Genomic DNA, 13,108 nt, shown 5'->3' on the forward strand with positions numbered 1-13,108 from the left:
CGAGTGACTCCGTCACCGTCACACCGCGAATCTACGGCTCACCCAGCGGATGACCGCGTGCACCGTCTCGTCGTCCAGGGCCGCCAGCACATGGATGGCGGTGGTGTCGCCCGCCTCCGGCGGAACTCCGGCCGCGGTGAGTGCCGTGTGGAGGTCCACCACGCGCTGGTCCTGGGCCGGGAGACGCTGGTCCTTCGCTTCGAAACGCGGATCCTCGGCCCCGAGGTGCGGGGCGTCCAGGGCGTCGAGGCGCGGGGCCTCCGCCTCGAGTGGAGTGGCGTCCGCGCAGCCGCACGGATCGGGCGCGGCGAGCAGGTGGTCGCTCGCCGCGGCCTCGGCGGGCGTAGGGCGGGAATCGGCGTCGCCCGCGCATGCCGACAACGTCGTCGAGCGCGAATCGGCCAGCTGACCAAGAGACATGACGCCTCCAGAGAGGGAGCAGGGACTGCATCGGACTGTGCCGGGGAGGAGTGCCACAGTAGAGGGACCGGTTGCTCATTCGGCGCTCAAGCCACCCGATCGCCCCAATAGACTTTTCGTCTGATCAATCCCGACTTATCAGAATCGGCCCACCGCTCGCCCGCATCGCCCTCGCCGGGCCCTCACCGGAGGGAAACCTTTCGGTAACCATTCGGGCGCGATGCCGGGTTAAGGTACTAATCCTCCAAAGGAGTTACGGCACTCGCGCACGTCAACAAGGCCGTTGCGGCCGGTGCAGTTGCAGGCCCGACCAGGAGCTACCGCATGTTACGAGGTACGGCGTTGCGTGCCCTGTTCAGCGTGCTCGCCGGCGTCCTCTTCGCACTCCAGCTGTTCACGCCCTCCGCGCCGGCGGCCACGGGTCACAAAGCGCACGTCGCCTCCACCGAGGCCGAAGTCGCCAGTCCCGCCAACTGCGGTGACGCCCACCCCGTGGAGACCGACGCACGACCCGTGTACGCCCGCGACCGGCAGCGCGCCGAGGAGTTCTCGACGCAGAGCCCTCCGCACGGCGCAGAATCGCGTGACCCCGCCGCCTCGGCGGTGTCGGCATCCCGTGTCCCCGCCGGCCCCTCCCACCGTCTGCCAAGACCGGCGACGGACAGATCGCCCGCGGTGCTCCAGGTCTTCCGCTGCTGACCGGACCAGGTCAGGAGCGAGTCCGGGACGGTTCCCGCCCTCCATCTTCCGGCGCCGCCATTCCCCTCTCGCCCCGTGCGCCCATGTGCGCCGCGCGGGGTCGCTCCCTCCTGCCCGCCGCCAGTGACACTCCGTACTCGTACGACGACGCGCCCCCCGGGGCGCGCTGGAGGCATTCCCTATGCAGCCCCTCATCGATCACGCACGCTCCTTCCGGAAGCAGTCAGCTGCCCGCTCGGAGGAGTTCGCGCGCCTGGCGCAAGGCCAGTCGCCGCAGGCCCTGTTCATCACCTGCTCCGACTCCCGGGTCGTCCCGGCACTGATCACCGGGGCCCGCCCCGGCGAGCTCTTCGAGCTGCGCACCGCGGGCAACATCGTTCCCCCCTACGCGTCCGGGCACCCGACCGGCGAGGCCGCCACCATCGAGTACGCCGTGGAGGTGCTCGGCGTCGCGGACGTGGTCGTGTGCGGCCACTCGCACTGCGGTGCCGTCGGCGCGCTGGTGCGCGGCGACGACCTGACGTCCGTGCCCGCGGTGCGCGACTGGCTCACCCAGGCCGCGCCCCGCCCGGACGGCACCCAGGACGACCCGGCCGTGGCACAGGCCGTGCAGAACCACGTGCTGGCGCAGATCCTCCGGCTGCGGTCCTACCCCGGTATCGCCCGGCGACTGGAGGACGGCCGACTGCGGCTGCACGCCTGGTACTACGAAGTCCACACCGGAACCGTGCTCGCCCACGATCCGGACGCCGACACCTTCACGGCCCTGTGAGCGCGCCCATGGAAACCTCGCGCACGGACACCTCTCGTTCGACATCCGCCGACCGCTCCGCCGGCCGTCTGCGCGGCCGCCTTGCCGCGCCCCGCTCTGCCTGGCGGCAGGACTTCGCCGCCTCGCTCGTCGTGTTCCTCGTCGCGCTGCCGCTGTGCGTGGGCGTGGCCGTCGCCTCCGGCGTACCGGCCGAACTAGGCCTGGTCACGGGCATCGTGGGCGGTCTCGTCACCGGCTTGCTGCCCGGCAGCAGCCTGCAGGTCAGCGGCCCGGCCGCCGGGCTGACCGTCCTCGTCTACGAGGCGGTGCAGGCGTACGGGCTGCCCGTTCTCGGCGTCATCGTCCTCATCGCGGGACTGCTCCAGCTCCTCATGGGCGGGCTGCGGCTGGGCCGCTGGTTCCGGGCGATCTCCGTCTCGGTCGTCGAGGGCATGCTGGCGGGCATCGGCCTGGTCCTCATCGCCGGGCAGCTCTACTCGCTGGCGGACATCGAAGCCCCCTCGTCGGGCCTGGCCAAGATCGCCGGACTGCCGGGGATGCTCGCCGACGTGGCCGCATCGCCGCAGGCGCAGACCGCGCTGTGCCTCGGAGCCGGCACCATCGCGGTGCTGGTGCTGTGGAAGAAGCTGCCCAAGCCGGTGCAGGTCGTCCCGGCACAGCTGGCCGCCGTCGGACTGGCCACGCTCGCCTCGGCGCTGCTCGGCCTGCCCGTCGCCAAGGTCGAGGTGCAGGGGCTCGTCGAGTCCCTGCAGCCGCCCGGCCTCGGCGAGTTCGGGGAGCTCGCGAACATCGGCCTGATCGGCACGGTGCTCGCGTTCACCCTGATCGCCTCCGCTGAGAGCCTTTTCAGCGCCGCCGCCGTGGACCGGCTGCACGACGGTCCGCGGACCCAGTACGACAAGGAGCTGATGGCGCAGGGCGCGGGCAACACGGTGTGCGGGCTGCTCGGCGCGCTGCCGATGACGGCGGTCATCGTGCGCAGCGCGGCCAACGTCCAGGCGGGCGCGCGGACCAAGGCGTCGCGGGTGCTGCACGGCGTATGGCTGCTGCTGTTCGCCGCCCTGCTGCCGGCCGCGCTCGGCGTCATCCCTGTCGCGGCGCTCGCCGGCATCCTCGTCCACGCGGGCTTCAAGCTGATTCCGGCCCGCGAACTCGTGGGCCTATGGCGCGAACACCGCGGCGAGGCACTGATCCTTGTCGCCACTGCCGTGTCGATCGTCGCGGTCAGCATGTTCGAGGGCGTGCTCATCGGTCTCGCCCTGGCGGTTGTCAAGACGGCCTGGGAGGCCTCTCACGTACGGCTCGAGGTCGTCGACAAGGGCGCCGGGCCCATCCAGGCCTACCTGACAGGCAACGCCACGTTCCTACGGCTGCCGAAGATCCTGGACACGCTGGAGTCGCTGCCGCAGGACCGCCCGGTGGAGCTGCACCTGACCGGGCTGCACCACCTCGACCACGCCTGCCGCACGGCCCTGGAGAACTGGGCCGAACGGCACAGCGGGGCCGACACGGAGCCGGTGAAGGTCACGTCACCGAGCTGACACACGTCTCGGGCCACCGGGCCGGGCGGTACGCAACTGCGCGTACTGTCCGGCCCGTTGGGGTGTCCGCGTGCGGCCCGCCCCTACGGCCCGTACCGGCCGCGCCACGGCCGGCCGCTACGCGTACGTCCGCTTCCCCCGCCGGTACGCGATCTCGCCCAGCATGATGTCCACGGCTAGGAAGCCCACCAAGGGGATACCGAGCAGCGGGACGAAGTAACCGAGCACGGCCACGCCCGCCAGCAGGGGTACCACGACGTAGGCCGGAACGTGCTGCCACGCCCCGCGCGGCACGGGGCGGCCGAAGGCGGAGCCGCGGCCGCGCTGCCACCACATGCGGTAGCCGTACACGATCAGCGTGATCAGCGCGACGGCCAGCGCGACCAGCAGCATCTGGTTGACGAGCCCGAACAGGACGCCCGTGTGCGCGTCGATCCCCCACCGGGTGAGCTTGGCCAGCACGGGATAGTCGGCGAACCGCAGGACATCCGTGACCTCGCCGGTGGCCGGGTCGAGGGCGACGGAGTCCTGTTTCTCCGGCCAGCTCCGCTGGATCTGCTTCACGACGTACGCGGACGAGGCGTCGGCTGGCGGGACGATCTCCACCGGGTTCGACAGGCCTTCCGCCCGGGCGGCCTTCAGGACGGCGTCGAGTCCGACACCGTGCTCGCCGGTCCCGCTCCCCGCCTCGTGCTCGGCGTGCTCACCACCGGCGGCGGTCGCCGTCACGGACGGGGTGGACTGTCCCAGCTGCTCGCGCAGATCGCTGATGGTCTCGCCCGCGTACGCCGACCAGGTCAGCCCTGTGGCGGAGACGAAGAACAACCCGGCGGCCGCCCACACCCCGACCGTGCCATGAAGGGTCAGTGCCCGCCGGCGCCCGGTCGTACCCCGGAGTCTGCGCTGCGCCCTGCGCCGTCCGAACCACAGCACCAGCCCGCCACCCGTGATCACCCACAGCCAGCTCGCCGCGAACTCGCTGTAGAGGCGGCCCGGTTCGCCCAGGTGCAGATCGCGGTGGAGCTCGTCGATCCAGGTACGCAACGGCAGGGCCCCGGTGGAGCCGTACTGCTCCAGTGCCCCTCGGACTTCGCCCGTATACGGGTTCACGAAGACGGCCAGCGTGTGGTCGGGGTCCACGCCCGGAACGCCTGACAGCAGCACGCGGGTGGTCGCCCCGTCTTCCGGAGAGGGCCGCACCGCACTGACCGAGCCCTCGGGGTGCGCCTTGCGCGCCGCGGCCACCTGCTCGGACACGGGCAGTTCACTGCGGCCGACGGGGACCCGCAGCTGGTCCGCGTACACGATCTTCTCGGCCTGGTACGAGCAGGCGTACAGGAATCCCGTGGTGGCTGCGACGAGCAGGAACGGCGCGACGAGCAGGCCCGCGTAGAAGTGCAGTCGCAGCACCAGCGGGCGCAGCGCGGCCCATCCCGACCGGATTCCGGAGGGCGCGGCCTCCGGCAGTTCCTGCAACGGCGGCTGCCCGTCGCCGGCGACGGAAGCGGGGGCTGGTGGCGGCGGTTGAGCGGACATCGTGGCGGCGGCCTCCTGGAGCGAGGGGGGTGGGCGGTCGGTTGTGAGCCGTACCGCACCAGCAGTCGTGCCGGACCGGGCGCGAGTTCCCGGAGGAATGTGTGACCTGCGTCGCACCGACGCCGGGTCGCCGGCCGCTTTGTCGCGGCCCGTGGAGGTCTCTGCGGAGAAAGCGCTTTCGCACCTCTTCTCCAGCCGGGCCACGGCTCGTACGGTGTGATCATTCCGCTCCCCGAGTAGCAAAGGCGGCCCCGCATGGCCCTGTTCGACCTGCCCCTCGACGAGCTGCGCAGCTATCGCACCGCGTCGGTCGAACCCGACGACTTCGACGCCTTCTGGGCGAAGACGCTGGAGGAGGCCCGCGTCCACGGCCTGGACGCCCGCTTCGAGCCCGTCGAGACCGGTCTCAAGAACGTCGAGGTGTTCGATGTGACGTTCGCCGGGTTCGGCGGGCATCCCGTCAAGGGCTGGCTGACGCTGCCCGCCGGGACGACGGAGGCCCTGCCTGCGGTCGTCGAGTTCATCGGCTACGGCGGCGGCCGCGGGCTGCCCCACACGCATCTGCTGTGGGCGTCGGCCGGCTTCGCGCACTTCGTGATGGACACCCGCGGGCAGGGCAGCGGCTGGTCCGCCGGCGACACCCCGGACCCCGTGGGCAGCGGCCCCGCGCACCCCGGCTTCATGACCCGCGGCATCGAGGACCCCGAGAGCTTCTACTACCGGCGGGTGTTCACCGACGCCGTACGGGCGGTCGAGGCCGCGCGCTCCCATCCGCTCGTCGACGCCTCCCGCACCGCGGCCGTGGGTGCCAGCCAGGGTGGCGGCATCACGCTTGCCGTCGGCGGACTGGTACCGGACCTCGCCGCGATCGCTCCGGACGTGCCGTTCCTGTGCGACTTCCCGCGCGCGACGACGATCACCGACCGCGATCCGTACCGGGAAGTGGGCAGGTACCTCAAGGTCCACCGCGGCCGCACCGGGCAGGTGATGCGTACGCTCGCCTACTTCGACGGCGCCCACTTCGCCGCGCGGGGCAGCGCTCCGGCCCTCTTCTCGGTCGCCCTGGAGGACCAGACCTGCCCGCCGTCCACCGTGTACGCGGCCTTCAACGCGTGGGCCCACTCCGACAAGGAGATAGCGGTGTACGACTTCAACGACCATGAAGGGGGCGGCCCGTTCCACCAGGCGGAGCAGCTGCGGTGGCTGCCGGCGCGACTGTGAGGCACCGGCGCACGCACCGGGCGAAGGCCCGTACCAAGCTGTGTGCGGGAGTTCGCCCGGGCTTCGGCACCGGCTCCGCGGGGCTGCGGGTGGTTCTCTCGCCTTGGAGACCGGGACCAGTGGCACACCACCGGTGGCCACCAGGAGCCGGCGGGATCGCTGTTCCTGGAGACGTAGGAGTCAGGCATGGCCCGCAGGAGGCTGGGTAAGCGATCGTGGCCCATGCCCGGGCGGGCACCGCGACGCGCTGTGTTCGCCGCAACGATGAGGACAGAACGTGACTGACTTCCCTTCCCCGAACCCGGAGCAGGCTCAGCAGGCCCTCAAGGTGCTGGTCAACAACACCGGTGACGAGTCGCAGATACGGACCGCCGTGGACACGCTGGCCGGTACCGAGGTCCTCGTACCGGTGCCCGCTCCCGTCGGCGACGAGCCGCAGGGGGGCGACGACGGGATGACCCTGACCTTGCCGGTCGTCGAGCAGTCCGACGGCGCCCAGGTCGTGCCCGTCTTCACCTCGGAGCCGCGGATGACCAGGACGCTGCCGGACATCCCGGCGTACCGCCGCGTGCCGTTGGGCGTGATCGCCGCGCGTTGGCCGACGGACGAGCTGTCGCTGGTCGTGGACGCCGGAGATCCGGATGCGTTGGCACTGAACGCCGAGTCGGTGCGTACGCTGCTTGCCCGGCACTGAGGGTACGGCGCACCGTACGTCGTGGCTTGCGCCCACTTTCCCTATTGCCGGTCGGTCCAAGGGCAACAGTAAGGGGTAGGGCCCCAGCGCCCAGCGCTGAGGGCCCTGCCCCGAGTCGGCACCGTGTCAGCCAATACCGCCGAAACCGTCGGCAGTGCCCTCCCCTTCGACGGACCCGCCGTCACCCCCGTCCTCGGCACCGCCACCCTCAACAGCACCCCCGCCGCCCCCGGCCCCGGCACCGATCTGCGCGCCGACCGCCGCCAGCGCCGTCGTCACCGGCTGGAAGAACGTCTCGCCGCCGAGGGTGCAGTCGCCACTCCCACCAGACGTCAGGCCGATGGCACTGCCGTCCTCGGTGAACAATGCCCCACCGCTGTCGCCGGGTTCGGCGCAGACGTCGGTCTGTATGAGCCCGGTGACGGTGCCCTCCGGGTAGTTGACGGTGGCGTCGAGGCCGGTGACCGTGCCGTCCCGCAGGCCGGTGGTGCTGCCCATGCGGAACACCTGCTGCCCGACGGCGGCTTCGGCCGCCTGCTGGATCTCGACGAGCTGCCCGTTCCCCACGTCTACGGCGCTCGCCGCCTGGGTCGCCGGATCGTCGTACGTGACAAGCGCGAAATCCCCGTCTCCGGGGAACGTCGCGGCCTGGACGGTGCCGATCGGGGCGCCGTCCTGCGCGTCGGACCACTGCTCCGCGGCGACGCCGCAATGGCCCGCGGTGAGGAAGCCGGGGCTGCCGTCCTCGGTCGTGACGTTGAACCCGAGGGAACAGCGCGCGCCGCCACCGAAGATGGCGTCGCCGCCCTCGACGAAGGTCTTGAACGCGCCGGCCGACTTCTGGATCCGGGCCACGCCCTCGCCCAAGGACCGCACCGTCGACTCGAGGGTGTCCCACCTCTCGCCGGTCACCGTCCGGTCCGCCGTTACCAGGATCTGGTTGGTCCTGGGGTCGACGGCCCAGGCGGTGCCCGGAATGGTGGCCTGCTGTTTCAGCGTCTGCGCGCCCGACTTCAGCGTGCCGAGGCTGTTCTGGACGGTCCGTACGGCCGCCCCGGCCTTCTGGGCCTGCACGATGACGTTGTTGTCGTTGCCGACGACGTTCACGATGATCTGCTGCTGGTCGGCGTCGTAGTACGCCCCGCCGAAGGCCGAGCCGAGCCGGGAGGCCAGCTGGGAGGCGAGCTCCGACGCTGCCGCAGGGCTCAGCGCCTTGGGAGCGGGCTCCGGGTCCGTCTGTGAGGCGTTGGCCTGGGGCAGCAGGATGGCCGCTGCCGCCAGGGCACCGGCTCCACCGACGGCCAGAACAACCTTTCGCTTGGGCACTCGCTTGTGACTCAACTCGCGACCTCCTGGGGGTGGCGGGGTCCTTGGATGACGGCCCGCTCTCCGGCCTGCGCTCCGGCGAACAAGTCCGGCCCTAGGTACGGATGGTGCGGGAGTTGCGTTCACCCGCCCCTGGCCAAGGCCCCGCGTCCCCTGAGGCGCTGGACCTGGCTCAGGACCCCGCGATGCTGATGCCCAGCGTGTCCAGCACGCCGTACACGCCCAGGAAGGCGATCGCCGCGCTGCTGAGGACCAGGGCGACGGTCAGCCACGGGTTGGCCCGGAAGCGCTTCTCGACGCCCGTTGCGCGCAGTCGCCAGACCGCGATGACGACTGCGAGCAGGAACACGCCACCGCCGATGCCGCCGATCTGCACCATCAGGACCGGGGACTGGACGTAGAGGTAGAAAGCCGCCCAGACGAACGGAAGACAGACGGTGAGGATGCGGATGGTGCGCATGCGGGTGCGCACGTTGTTCCAGTCGATGACGCCCAGCAGGCCGAGCGTGTTGGTCCACAGCCGCGGCACGCTGCCGGTGGAGCCGATGAGGGTGGAGTAGAGCACGGCGATGGCACCGAAGAGGAAGAGGTACTCGGCCCACGGGCCCATGGTGTCCGTGTAGATGCGCGACAGGGTGGTGATCATGTCGTTGCCCTCGGGCACCAGATTCTGCGGGTGCAGCACGGACGCGCCGATCACATAGAAGGAGAGCGTGCACAGCGTGCAGATCACCCAGCCCGCGGCGACGTCGAGGCGCATCACCTTCAGCCAGCCCTCGGCGCGCCGGGCCCGCTCCTCCGTGCCGTCGTCGATGCCGGTCCAGCGGGCGTAGCCCTTCTCGATGCACCAGTACGTGTACGTGGTCATCTCGTCGGCGCCCACTCCGGTGATGCCGAACATGGCTAGCGCGATGCCCACCGTGCCGGCCGGGATGAGGAAGCTCAGCCCCTCGCCCAGGTCGCCCGCCTCGTAGCCGAACTCGGTCAGCGGCAGCCCCAGCGCGAGGCCGACGGTGGCGAGTGTGAAGACGACGACCGAGGCGACGGCCGCGCGTTCGACGACCCCGTACTTCCCGGTGCGCAGGAGGATGACTGCGCTCGCCGTGACGAGCACCGTCCACACCGCCAGCGAGGGGAAGCTGAGCGCCTCGCCCGTGATGGGCCACAGGATGGAGCAGGCGGCGGCCGTGCCTCCGATGATGCCGCCGCGCTGGAACATCTTGGCGAAGTCCATGCCGATCCAGAGCCAGTTGATCCAGCTCACACGTCCGATGCGCGGACCGACGTCGCGGTAACCGTCCAGCGCCGGGCGCCCGTTGAGGATGGTCCAGCGGGCGAGTTCCATCTGGACCCACACCTTGACGCCGGTGCTGACGATGACCAGCCACAGCAGGGCGAATCCGGCCTGGGCGCCGAGTGAGGTCGTGACGATGAGTTCGCCGGAGCCGACCACGGCGGCCGACAGGATGAACCCGGGCCCCAGGTAGCGCAGTCGGCCCGTGAAAGTGCGGGGCGGTTCGAGGACGTCCTCGGCCCGCAGTGCGTACGGGTCGAGGGGTTCGGCTGGAGCGGCGGTGCTCGGGGTTGTCGTCTCGGTCATGAGGAGCCTTCTCTCGGCCGGCTTCGTTGCCGGTCTCGGGGGACGGGAGTCAGGCGACGTGGTGGTGTGGGAACTCGCCGGCGAGGACGCGTACGACGTCCTCGGCGACCATCACGCCCATGGCACGGTTGGCCTCCTGGCTGCAGGCGGCCATGTGCGAGGTGAGCAGGGTGTTGGGGGCGCTGCGCAACGGGCTCTCGCCCAGGGGTTCGTGGGCGAAGGCGTCGAGCGCGGCCGCACCGATGTGACCGTCGTGCAGCGCGTCGGCGAGAGCGCTCTCGTCGACGAGGCCGCCGCGGGCGGCGTTGACGAGGATGGCGCCCGGTTTCATGGAGCGCAGGCGGGAGCCGTCGAGGAGCGGGGGCGAGCCCGGGTCGGCGGGCAGGTGCAGGCTGACGACGTCCGCGCGGGCGAGGCAGTCGTCGAGGGTTCCGCCTTCGACGACGTACTCGGCGAACTGCTCCTCGTCCAGGTAGGGGTCGTGGGCGAGGACGTGCATGCCGAAGGCCGTGGCGTATCCGGCGAGGAGCCGCCCGATGCGCCCGAAGCCGATGACCGCGAGTGTGCGACCGGCGAGTTCGGGGCCGAAGAGCTTCGGCCAGCCGCCGTCGGCGACCAGCCGATGGGAGGCCGTGATGCGGCGGGCGGCATCCAGGATGAGCCCGAAGGTGAACTCGGCGACGGCGCGTGAGTTGCTGCCCGGTGCGTAGACGACCCGGATGCCGCGGGCGCGCGCCGCATCGACGTCGATCGTGTCGACTCCGACGCCGTGCTTGGCGATGACCTTCAGACGGTCGGCGGCGGCGATGACGTCGGCCGTGATCGGGTCCATGCCGACGATCAGGGCGTCCGCTTCCGGTATGAGCTTGAGGAGTTCGTCGCCGGCCGGCGCCGCGTTCTCGTACGGGCGGGTGGGCCCCGCACCGGCTTCCTCGAGGATCGCCCAGGGTTCGCTCGAGAAGCGCGCGAAGGTCGGAGTGGTGATCAGGGTGGTCGTACGGGATGTCATGCGGCGGGCTCCTCGGGGCCGGGCGGATGTGCCGGATGGCCTGGCGGCGGTTGGTGTGGGGCGATGTGGATGGCGCCGTGCGGTGTCCGGGGTGAGGTCACCAGGCCGCTGCGCGGTGCGCCGGAGTGGTCCGCCGAGTGCGACGCCGGGAAGCACCGCCGGGCTTGCGGCATGGTTCTGCACGGCGGGGCCGGAAGCGTGGAGCCGCTGGGGCGTAAGGCGCGAGGGCCGCCCGCACGTCACGGAGCGCCTGCGCCGCCCTTCACGGCGTCTCCCGCGCCTCACGTCATGGTGTCCTCCGCGCCGCGCGGGCCGCGGCGAGGTGCTGGTTGGCGGTCTGCTCCAGGTGCACCAGGTCGGAGGCGACGGTGGCGAAGGTGAAGCCCTCGGCGAGGCGCTTGGCGGCGCTGTCGCCGTCAGGGTTGTGGATGCCCGCGGCGATTCCTGCGGCGGCGGCGGCCTCCCGCACCGTGACGAGTGCGGCTTCGAACTCGTCGGCCACGGCGGGGTCGGTGGAGGTGGCGCCGCCGATGGCTATCCGCAGGTCGGAGGGGCCGACGTACACGCCGTCGAGGCCGGGCGTCGCGCAGATCTCGGCGACGTTGGCGAGCCCCTCCGCCGTTTCGATCATGGCGAGTACGACGGTGGCGTCACGTGTGTCGGCCGGGCGCGGGCCGATGCGCAGGGCGGAGCGCATGGGCCCGTACGAGCGGCGGCCGAGGGGCGGATAGCGCACCGCTGCCACGGCGTCGGCGGCCTGTTCGGCGGTGTCGATCAAGGGCACGATCACGCCGGTCGCTCCGGCGTCGAGGGCGCGGCCGATGGGCGCGGGGTCATTGGCCTCGACGCGGACGAGTCCCACGGCGGTGGATCCCCTGGCGTCGATCGCGAGGAGGTTGTTGAGCATGCCGGAGTACCCGAACAGGCCGTGCTGGGCGTCCAGGGCGACGTAGTCGTAACCGAGGCGGGCGATGCGCTCGGTGGCGACAGGTGCGTCCATCAGGCACCAGTAGCCGAGGAGTTGCTCGCGGGACCGCAGGGCGGCGGTGAACTCTGCCGGTGTCATGAGGGTGTTCCTCCGAATGTGCAGGCCCGACGTGCAGGCCGATGTGTCAGGCCGAAATGGGGTCAGCGGTTGTAGGCGGGCATCGGGCCACGCAGCGCGTCGCCGACGGCATCGCATGCGGCGGTCACGTCGGCGGGCAGCGGACCGGCCTGGGCGGCGGCGATGTTGGCGCGCAGATGCTCAGTGCGGGAGCCGCCGAGCAGCAGGGCGTCGGTGCTGTCGCGGTCGAGCAGCCAGCGCAGGGCGAGTTCGGTGAGCGGGATGCCCGTGCCGTCCGCGATCCGGGTCAGTTCCGCCACGGCGTCGAAGAGGCGCGCGTCCCAGTAGCGCTGCTTGTACATTTCGGCCACCCTAGAGTCGCCGAAGCGCCCGGTGGCCGGGGCCTGTTCGAAGCGGTGGCGGCCGGTGAGCAGACCGCCGCCGAGCGGGTTGTAGACCATGGTGCGCAGTCCGCTGACGGCGGCGTACTCGACGTACTCCTCCTCGATCCGGCGGGCGAGGAGGTTGTGCATCTGCTGTGCGACGACGGGCCGCGGAGCGCCCACCTCGTCGGCCACGCGCACGAGGTCGGCGATCTGCCAGGCCGCGTAGTTGGAGACGCCCAGCGCGAGGACCTTGCCCTCCGCCACGAACTCGGCGACGGTGGCCAGGGTTTCGCCCAGGTGCGTGGACCGGTCGGGCTGGTGCAGATAGAAGAGGTCGACGCGGTCGGTGCCGAGCCGCTTGAGGCTGCCGTCGAGGGCGGCGCGCAGTCCGGCGGCGGACAGCGGGGCGTGGTCGCCCTGGTCGGGGTGCGGAATGCCGGCCTTGGTGGCCAGCACGATCCGGTCGCGGTGGGCTGGGAGCAGATCGGCGAGGATGCGTTCGCTCTCTCCGCCCGCGTAGCCGTTGGCGGTGTCCACGCCGGTGATGCCCGCCTCCAGCGCCGCGTCGAGCATGGCCGCGGCCCCGGCCCGGTCCACGGTGTCGCCGAACGTCATGGTGCCGAGCACGAGACGGGACAGGGACACGGGAACGTTCGGCAGATCGATGCCGATGGTCACTTGGTGGTTCCTTCCGGTGAGGCGGTGAGCGAGGCTCGGGCAGCGAGCGAAGCGGGATGCTTCGGCCTTCTCGGGTTCAGGGAGGCGACCGGCTCGGGCGGCGCCCGGTCGAGGACGGCGCTCACAGGATGTCGCGCCGGAAACCGTTCCACGGTTGCGCGTTTCACGCAAGGGGTCTCGC

The 13,108-nt window shown here is 71.4% G+C and carries 12 protein-coding genes; 5 read left to right on the top strand and 7 right to left on the bottom strand.

Features of this window, described 5'->3' with window-relative positions; genetic code table 11:
- Positions 1-18 precede the first annotated feature (18 nt).
- A complete protein-coding gene (locus ACSMXV_RS03510) occupies positions 19-420 on the bottom strand; it encodes a hypothetical protein (RefSeq protein WP_473176224.1) in 402 nt (133 codons plus the stop codon).
- A gap of 324 nt (positions 421-744) precedes the next feature.
- Here ACSMXV_RS03510 and ACSMXV_RS03515 point away from each other — a divergent pair, with 324 nt between their 5' ends.
- The 3 genes from ACSMXV_RS03515 (at position 745) to ACSMXV_RS03525 (ending at position 3,432) form a co-directional block, all read left to right on the top strand.
- Positions 745-1,119 (top strand): hypothetical protein, encoded by a 375-nt coding sequence (locus ACSMXV_RS03515; protein WP_473176225.1) that lies wholly within the window; start codon positions 745-747, stop codon positions 1,117-1,119.
- Positions 1,120-1,300: 181 nt separating this feature from the next.
- Positions 1,301-1,891, top strand: a complete 591-nt coding sequence (locus ACSMXV_RS03520; RefSeq protein WP_473176226.1) for a carbonic anhydrase — start codon at positions 1,301-1,303, stop codon at positions 1,889-1,891.
- Positions 1,892-1,899: 8 nt separating this feature from the next.
- Positions 1,900-3,432 (top strand): SulP family inorganic anion transporter, encoded by a 1,533-nt coding sequence (locus tag ACSMXV_RS03525; protein WP_473176227.1) that lies wholly within the window; start codon positions 1,900-1,902, stop codon positions 3,430-3,432.
- Between the two features lie 117 nt (positions 3,433-3,549).
- On the opposite strand, the gene ACSMXV_RS03530 is transcribed toward ACSMXV_RS03525, so the two are convergent.
- Positions 3,550-4,968, bottom strand: coding sequence for a PepSY-associated TM helix domain-containing protein (locus tag ACSMXV_RS03530; protein ID WP_473176228.1), 1,419 nt, complete (start codon positions 4,966-4,968; stop codon positions 3,550-3,552).
- A 255-nt stretch (positions 4,969-5,223) separates the two neighbouring features.
- On the opposite strand from ACSMXV_RS03530, the gene ACSMXV_RS03535 reads away from it, so the two are divergent.
- A complete protein-coding gene (locus tag ACSMXV_RS03535; RefSeq protein WP_473176229.1) occupies positions 5,224-6,189 on the top strand; it encodes an acetylxylan esterase in 966 nt (321 codons plus the stop codon).
- Between the two features lie 277 nt (positions 6,190-6,466).
- Positions 6,467-6,883 carry an SseB family protein gene (locus tag ACSMXV_RS03540; protein WP_473176230.1) on the top strand — a complete coding sequence of 139 codons (417 nt, stop codon included), beginning with the start codon at positions 6,467-6,469 and terminating at the stop codon, positions 6,881-6,883.
- 126 nt (positions 6,884-7,009) lie between these two features.
- Here the strand turns inward: ACSMXV_RS03540 and ACSMXV_RS03545 are convergent, their stop codons facing one another.
- The 5 genes from ACSMXV_RS03545 to ACSMXV_RS03565 all read right to left on the bottom strand — a co-directional run bounded on the left by ACSMXV_RS03545 (position 7,010) and on the right by ACSMXV_RS03565 (position 12,927).
- A complete protein-coding gene (locus ACSMXV_RS03545; protein ID WP_473176231.1) occupies positions 7,010-8,224 on the bottom strand; it encodes a S1 family peptidase in 1,215 nt (404 codons plus the stop codon).
- 157 nt (positions 8,225-8,381) lie between these two features.
- Entirely contained in the window at positions 8,382-9,809 is a 1,428-nt protein-coding gene (locus ACSMXV_RS03550) for an Nramp family divalent metal transporter (protein ID WP_473176232.1), read from the bottom strand.
- A 49-nt stretch (positions 9,810-9,858) separates the two neighbouring features.
- Complete coding sequence (locus ACSMXV_RS03555; protein ID WP_473176233.1) at positions 9,859-10,818, bottom strand: phosphoglycerate dehydrogenase; 960 nt, start codon at positions 10,816-10,818, stop codon at positions 9,859-9,861.
- Positions 10,819-11,104: 286 nt separating this feature from the next.
- Positions 11,105-11,884, bottom strand: a complete 780-nt coding sequence (locus ACSMXV_RS03560; RefSeq protein WP_473176234.1) for an HpcH/HpaI aldolase family protein — start codon at positions 11,882-11,884, stop codon at positions 11,105-11,107.
- Positions 11,885-11,946: 62 nt separating this feature from the next.
- A complete protein-coding gene (locus tag ACSMXV_RS03565; RefSeq protein ID WP_473176235.1) occupies positions 11,947-12,927 on the bottom strand; it encodes an aldo/keto reductase in 981 nt (326 codons plus the stop codon).
- Between the last annotated feature and the right edge of the window lie 181 nt (positions 12,928-13,108).

The sequence above is a fragment of the Streptomyces sp. DSM 42067 genome (genome assembly GCF_055792885.1).

What these genes read in the sequence shown, in the direction of transcription:
- ACSMXV_RS03510 (WP_473176224.1), bottom strand. Translation starts at nt 420, where the DNA reads ATGTCTCTTGGTCAGCTGGCCGATTCGCGCTCGACGACGTTGTCGGCA.
- ACSMXV_RS03515 (WP_473176225.1), top strand. Translation starts at nt 745, where the DNA reads ATGTTACGAGGTACGGCGTTGCGTGCCCTGTTCAGCGTGCTCGCCGGC.
- ACSMXV_RS03520 (WP_473176226.1), top strand. Translation starts at nt 1,301, where the DNA reads ATGCAGCCCCTCATCGATCACGCACGCTCCTTCCGGAAGCAGTCAGCT.
- ACSMXV_RS03525 (WP_473176227.1), top strand. Translation starts at nt 1,900, where the DNA reads ATGGAAACCTCGCGCACGGACACCTCTCGTTCGACATCCGCCGACCGC.
- ACSMXV_RS03530 (WP_473176228.1), bottom strand. Translation starts at nt 4,968, where the DNA reads ATGTCCGCTCAACCGCCGCCACCAGCCCCCGCTTCCGTCGCCGGCGAC.
- ACSMXV_RS03535 (WP_473176229.1), top strand. Translation starts at nt 5,224, where the DNA reads ATGGCCCTGTTCGACCTGCCCCTCGACGAGCTGCGCAGCTATCGCACC.
- ACSMXV_RS03550 (WP_473176232.1), bottom strand. Translation starts at nt 9,809, where the DNA reads ATGACCGAGACGACAACCCCGAGCACCGCCGCTCCAGCCGAACCCCTC.
- ACSMXV_RS03555 (WP_473176233.1), bottom strand. Translation starts at nt 10,818, where the DNA reads ATGACATCCCGTACGACCACCCTGATCACCACTCCGACCTTCGCGCGC.
- ACSMXV_RS03560 (WP_473176234.1), bottom strand. Translation starts at nt 11,884, where the DNA reads ATGACACCGGCAGAGTTCACCGCCGCCCTGCGGTCCCGCGAGCAACTC.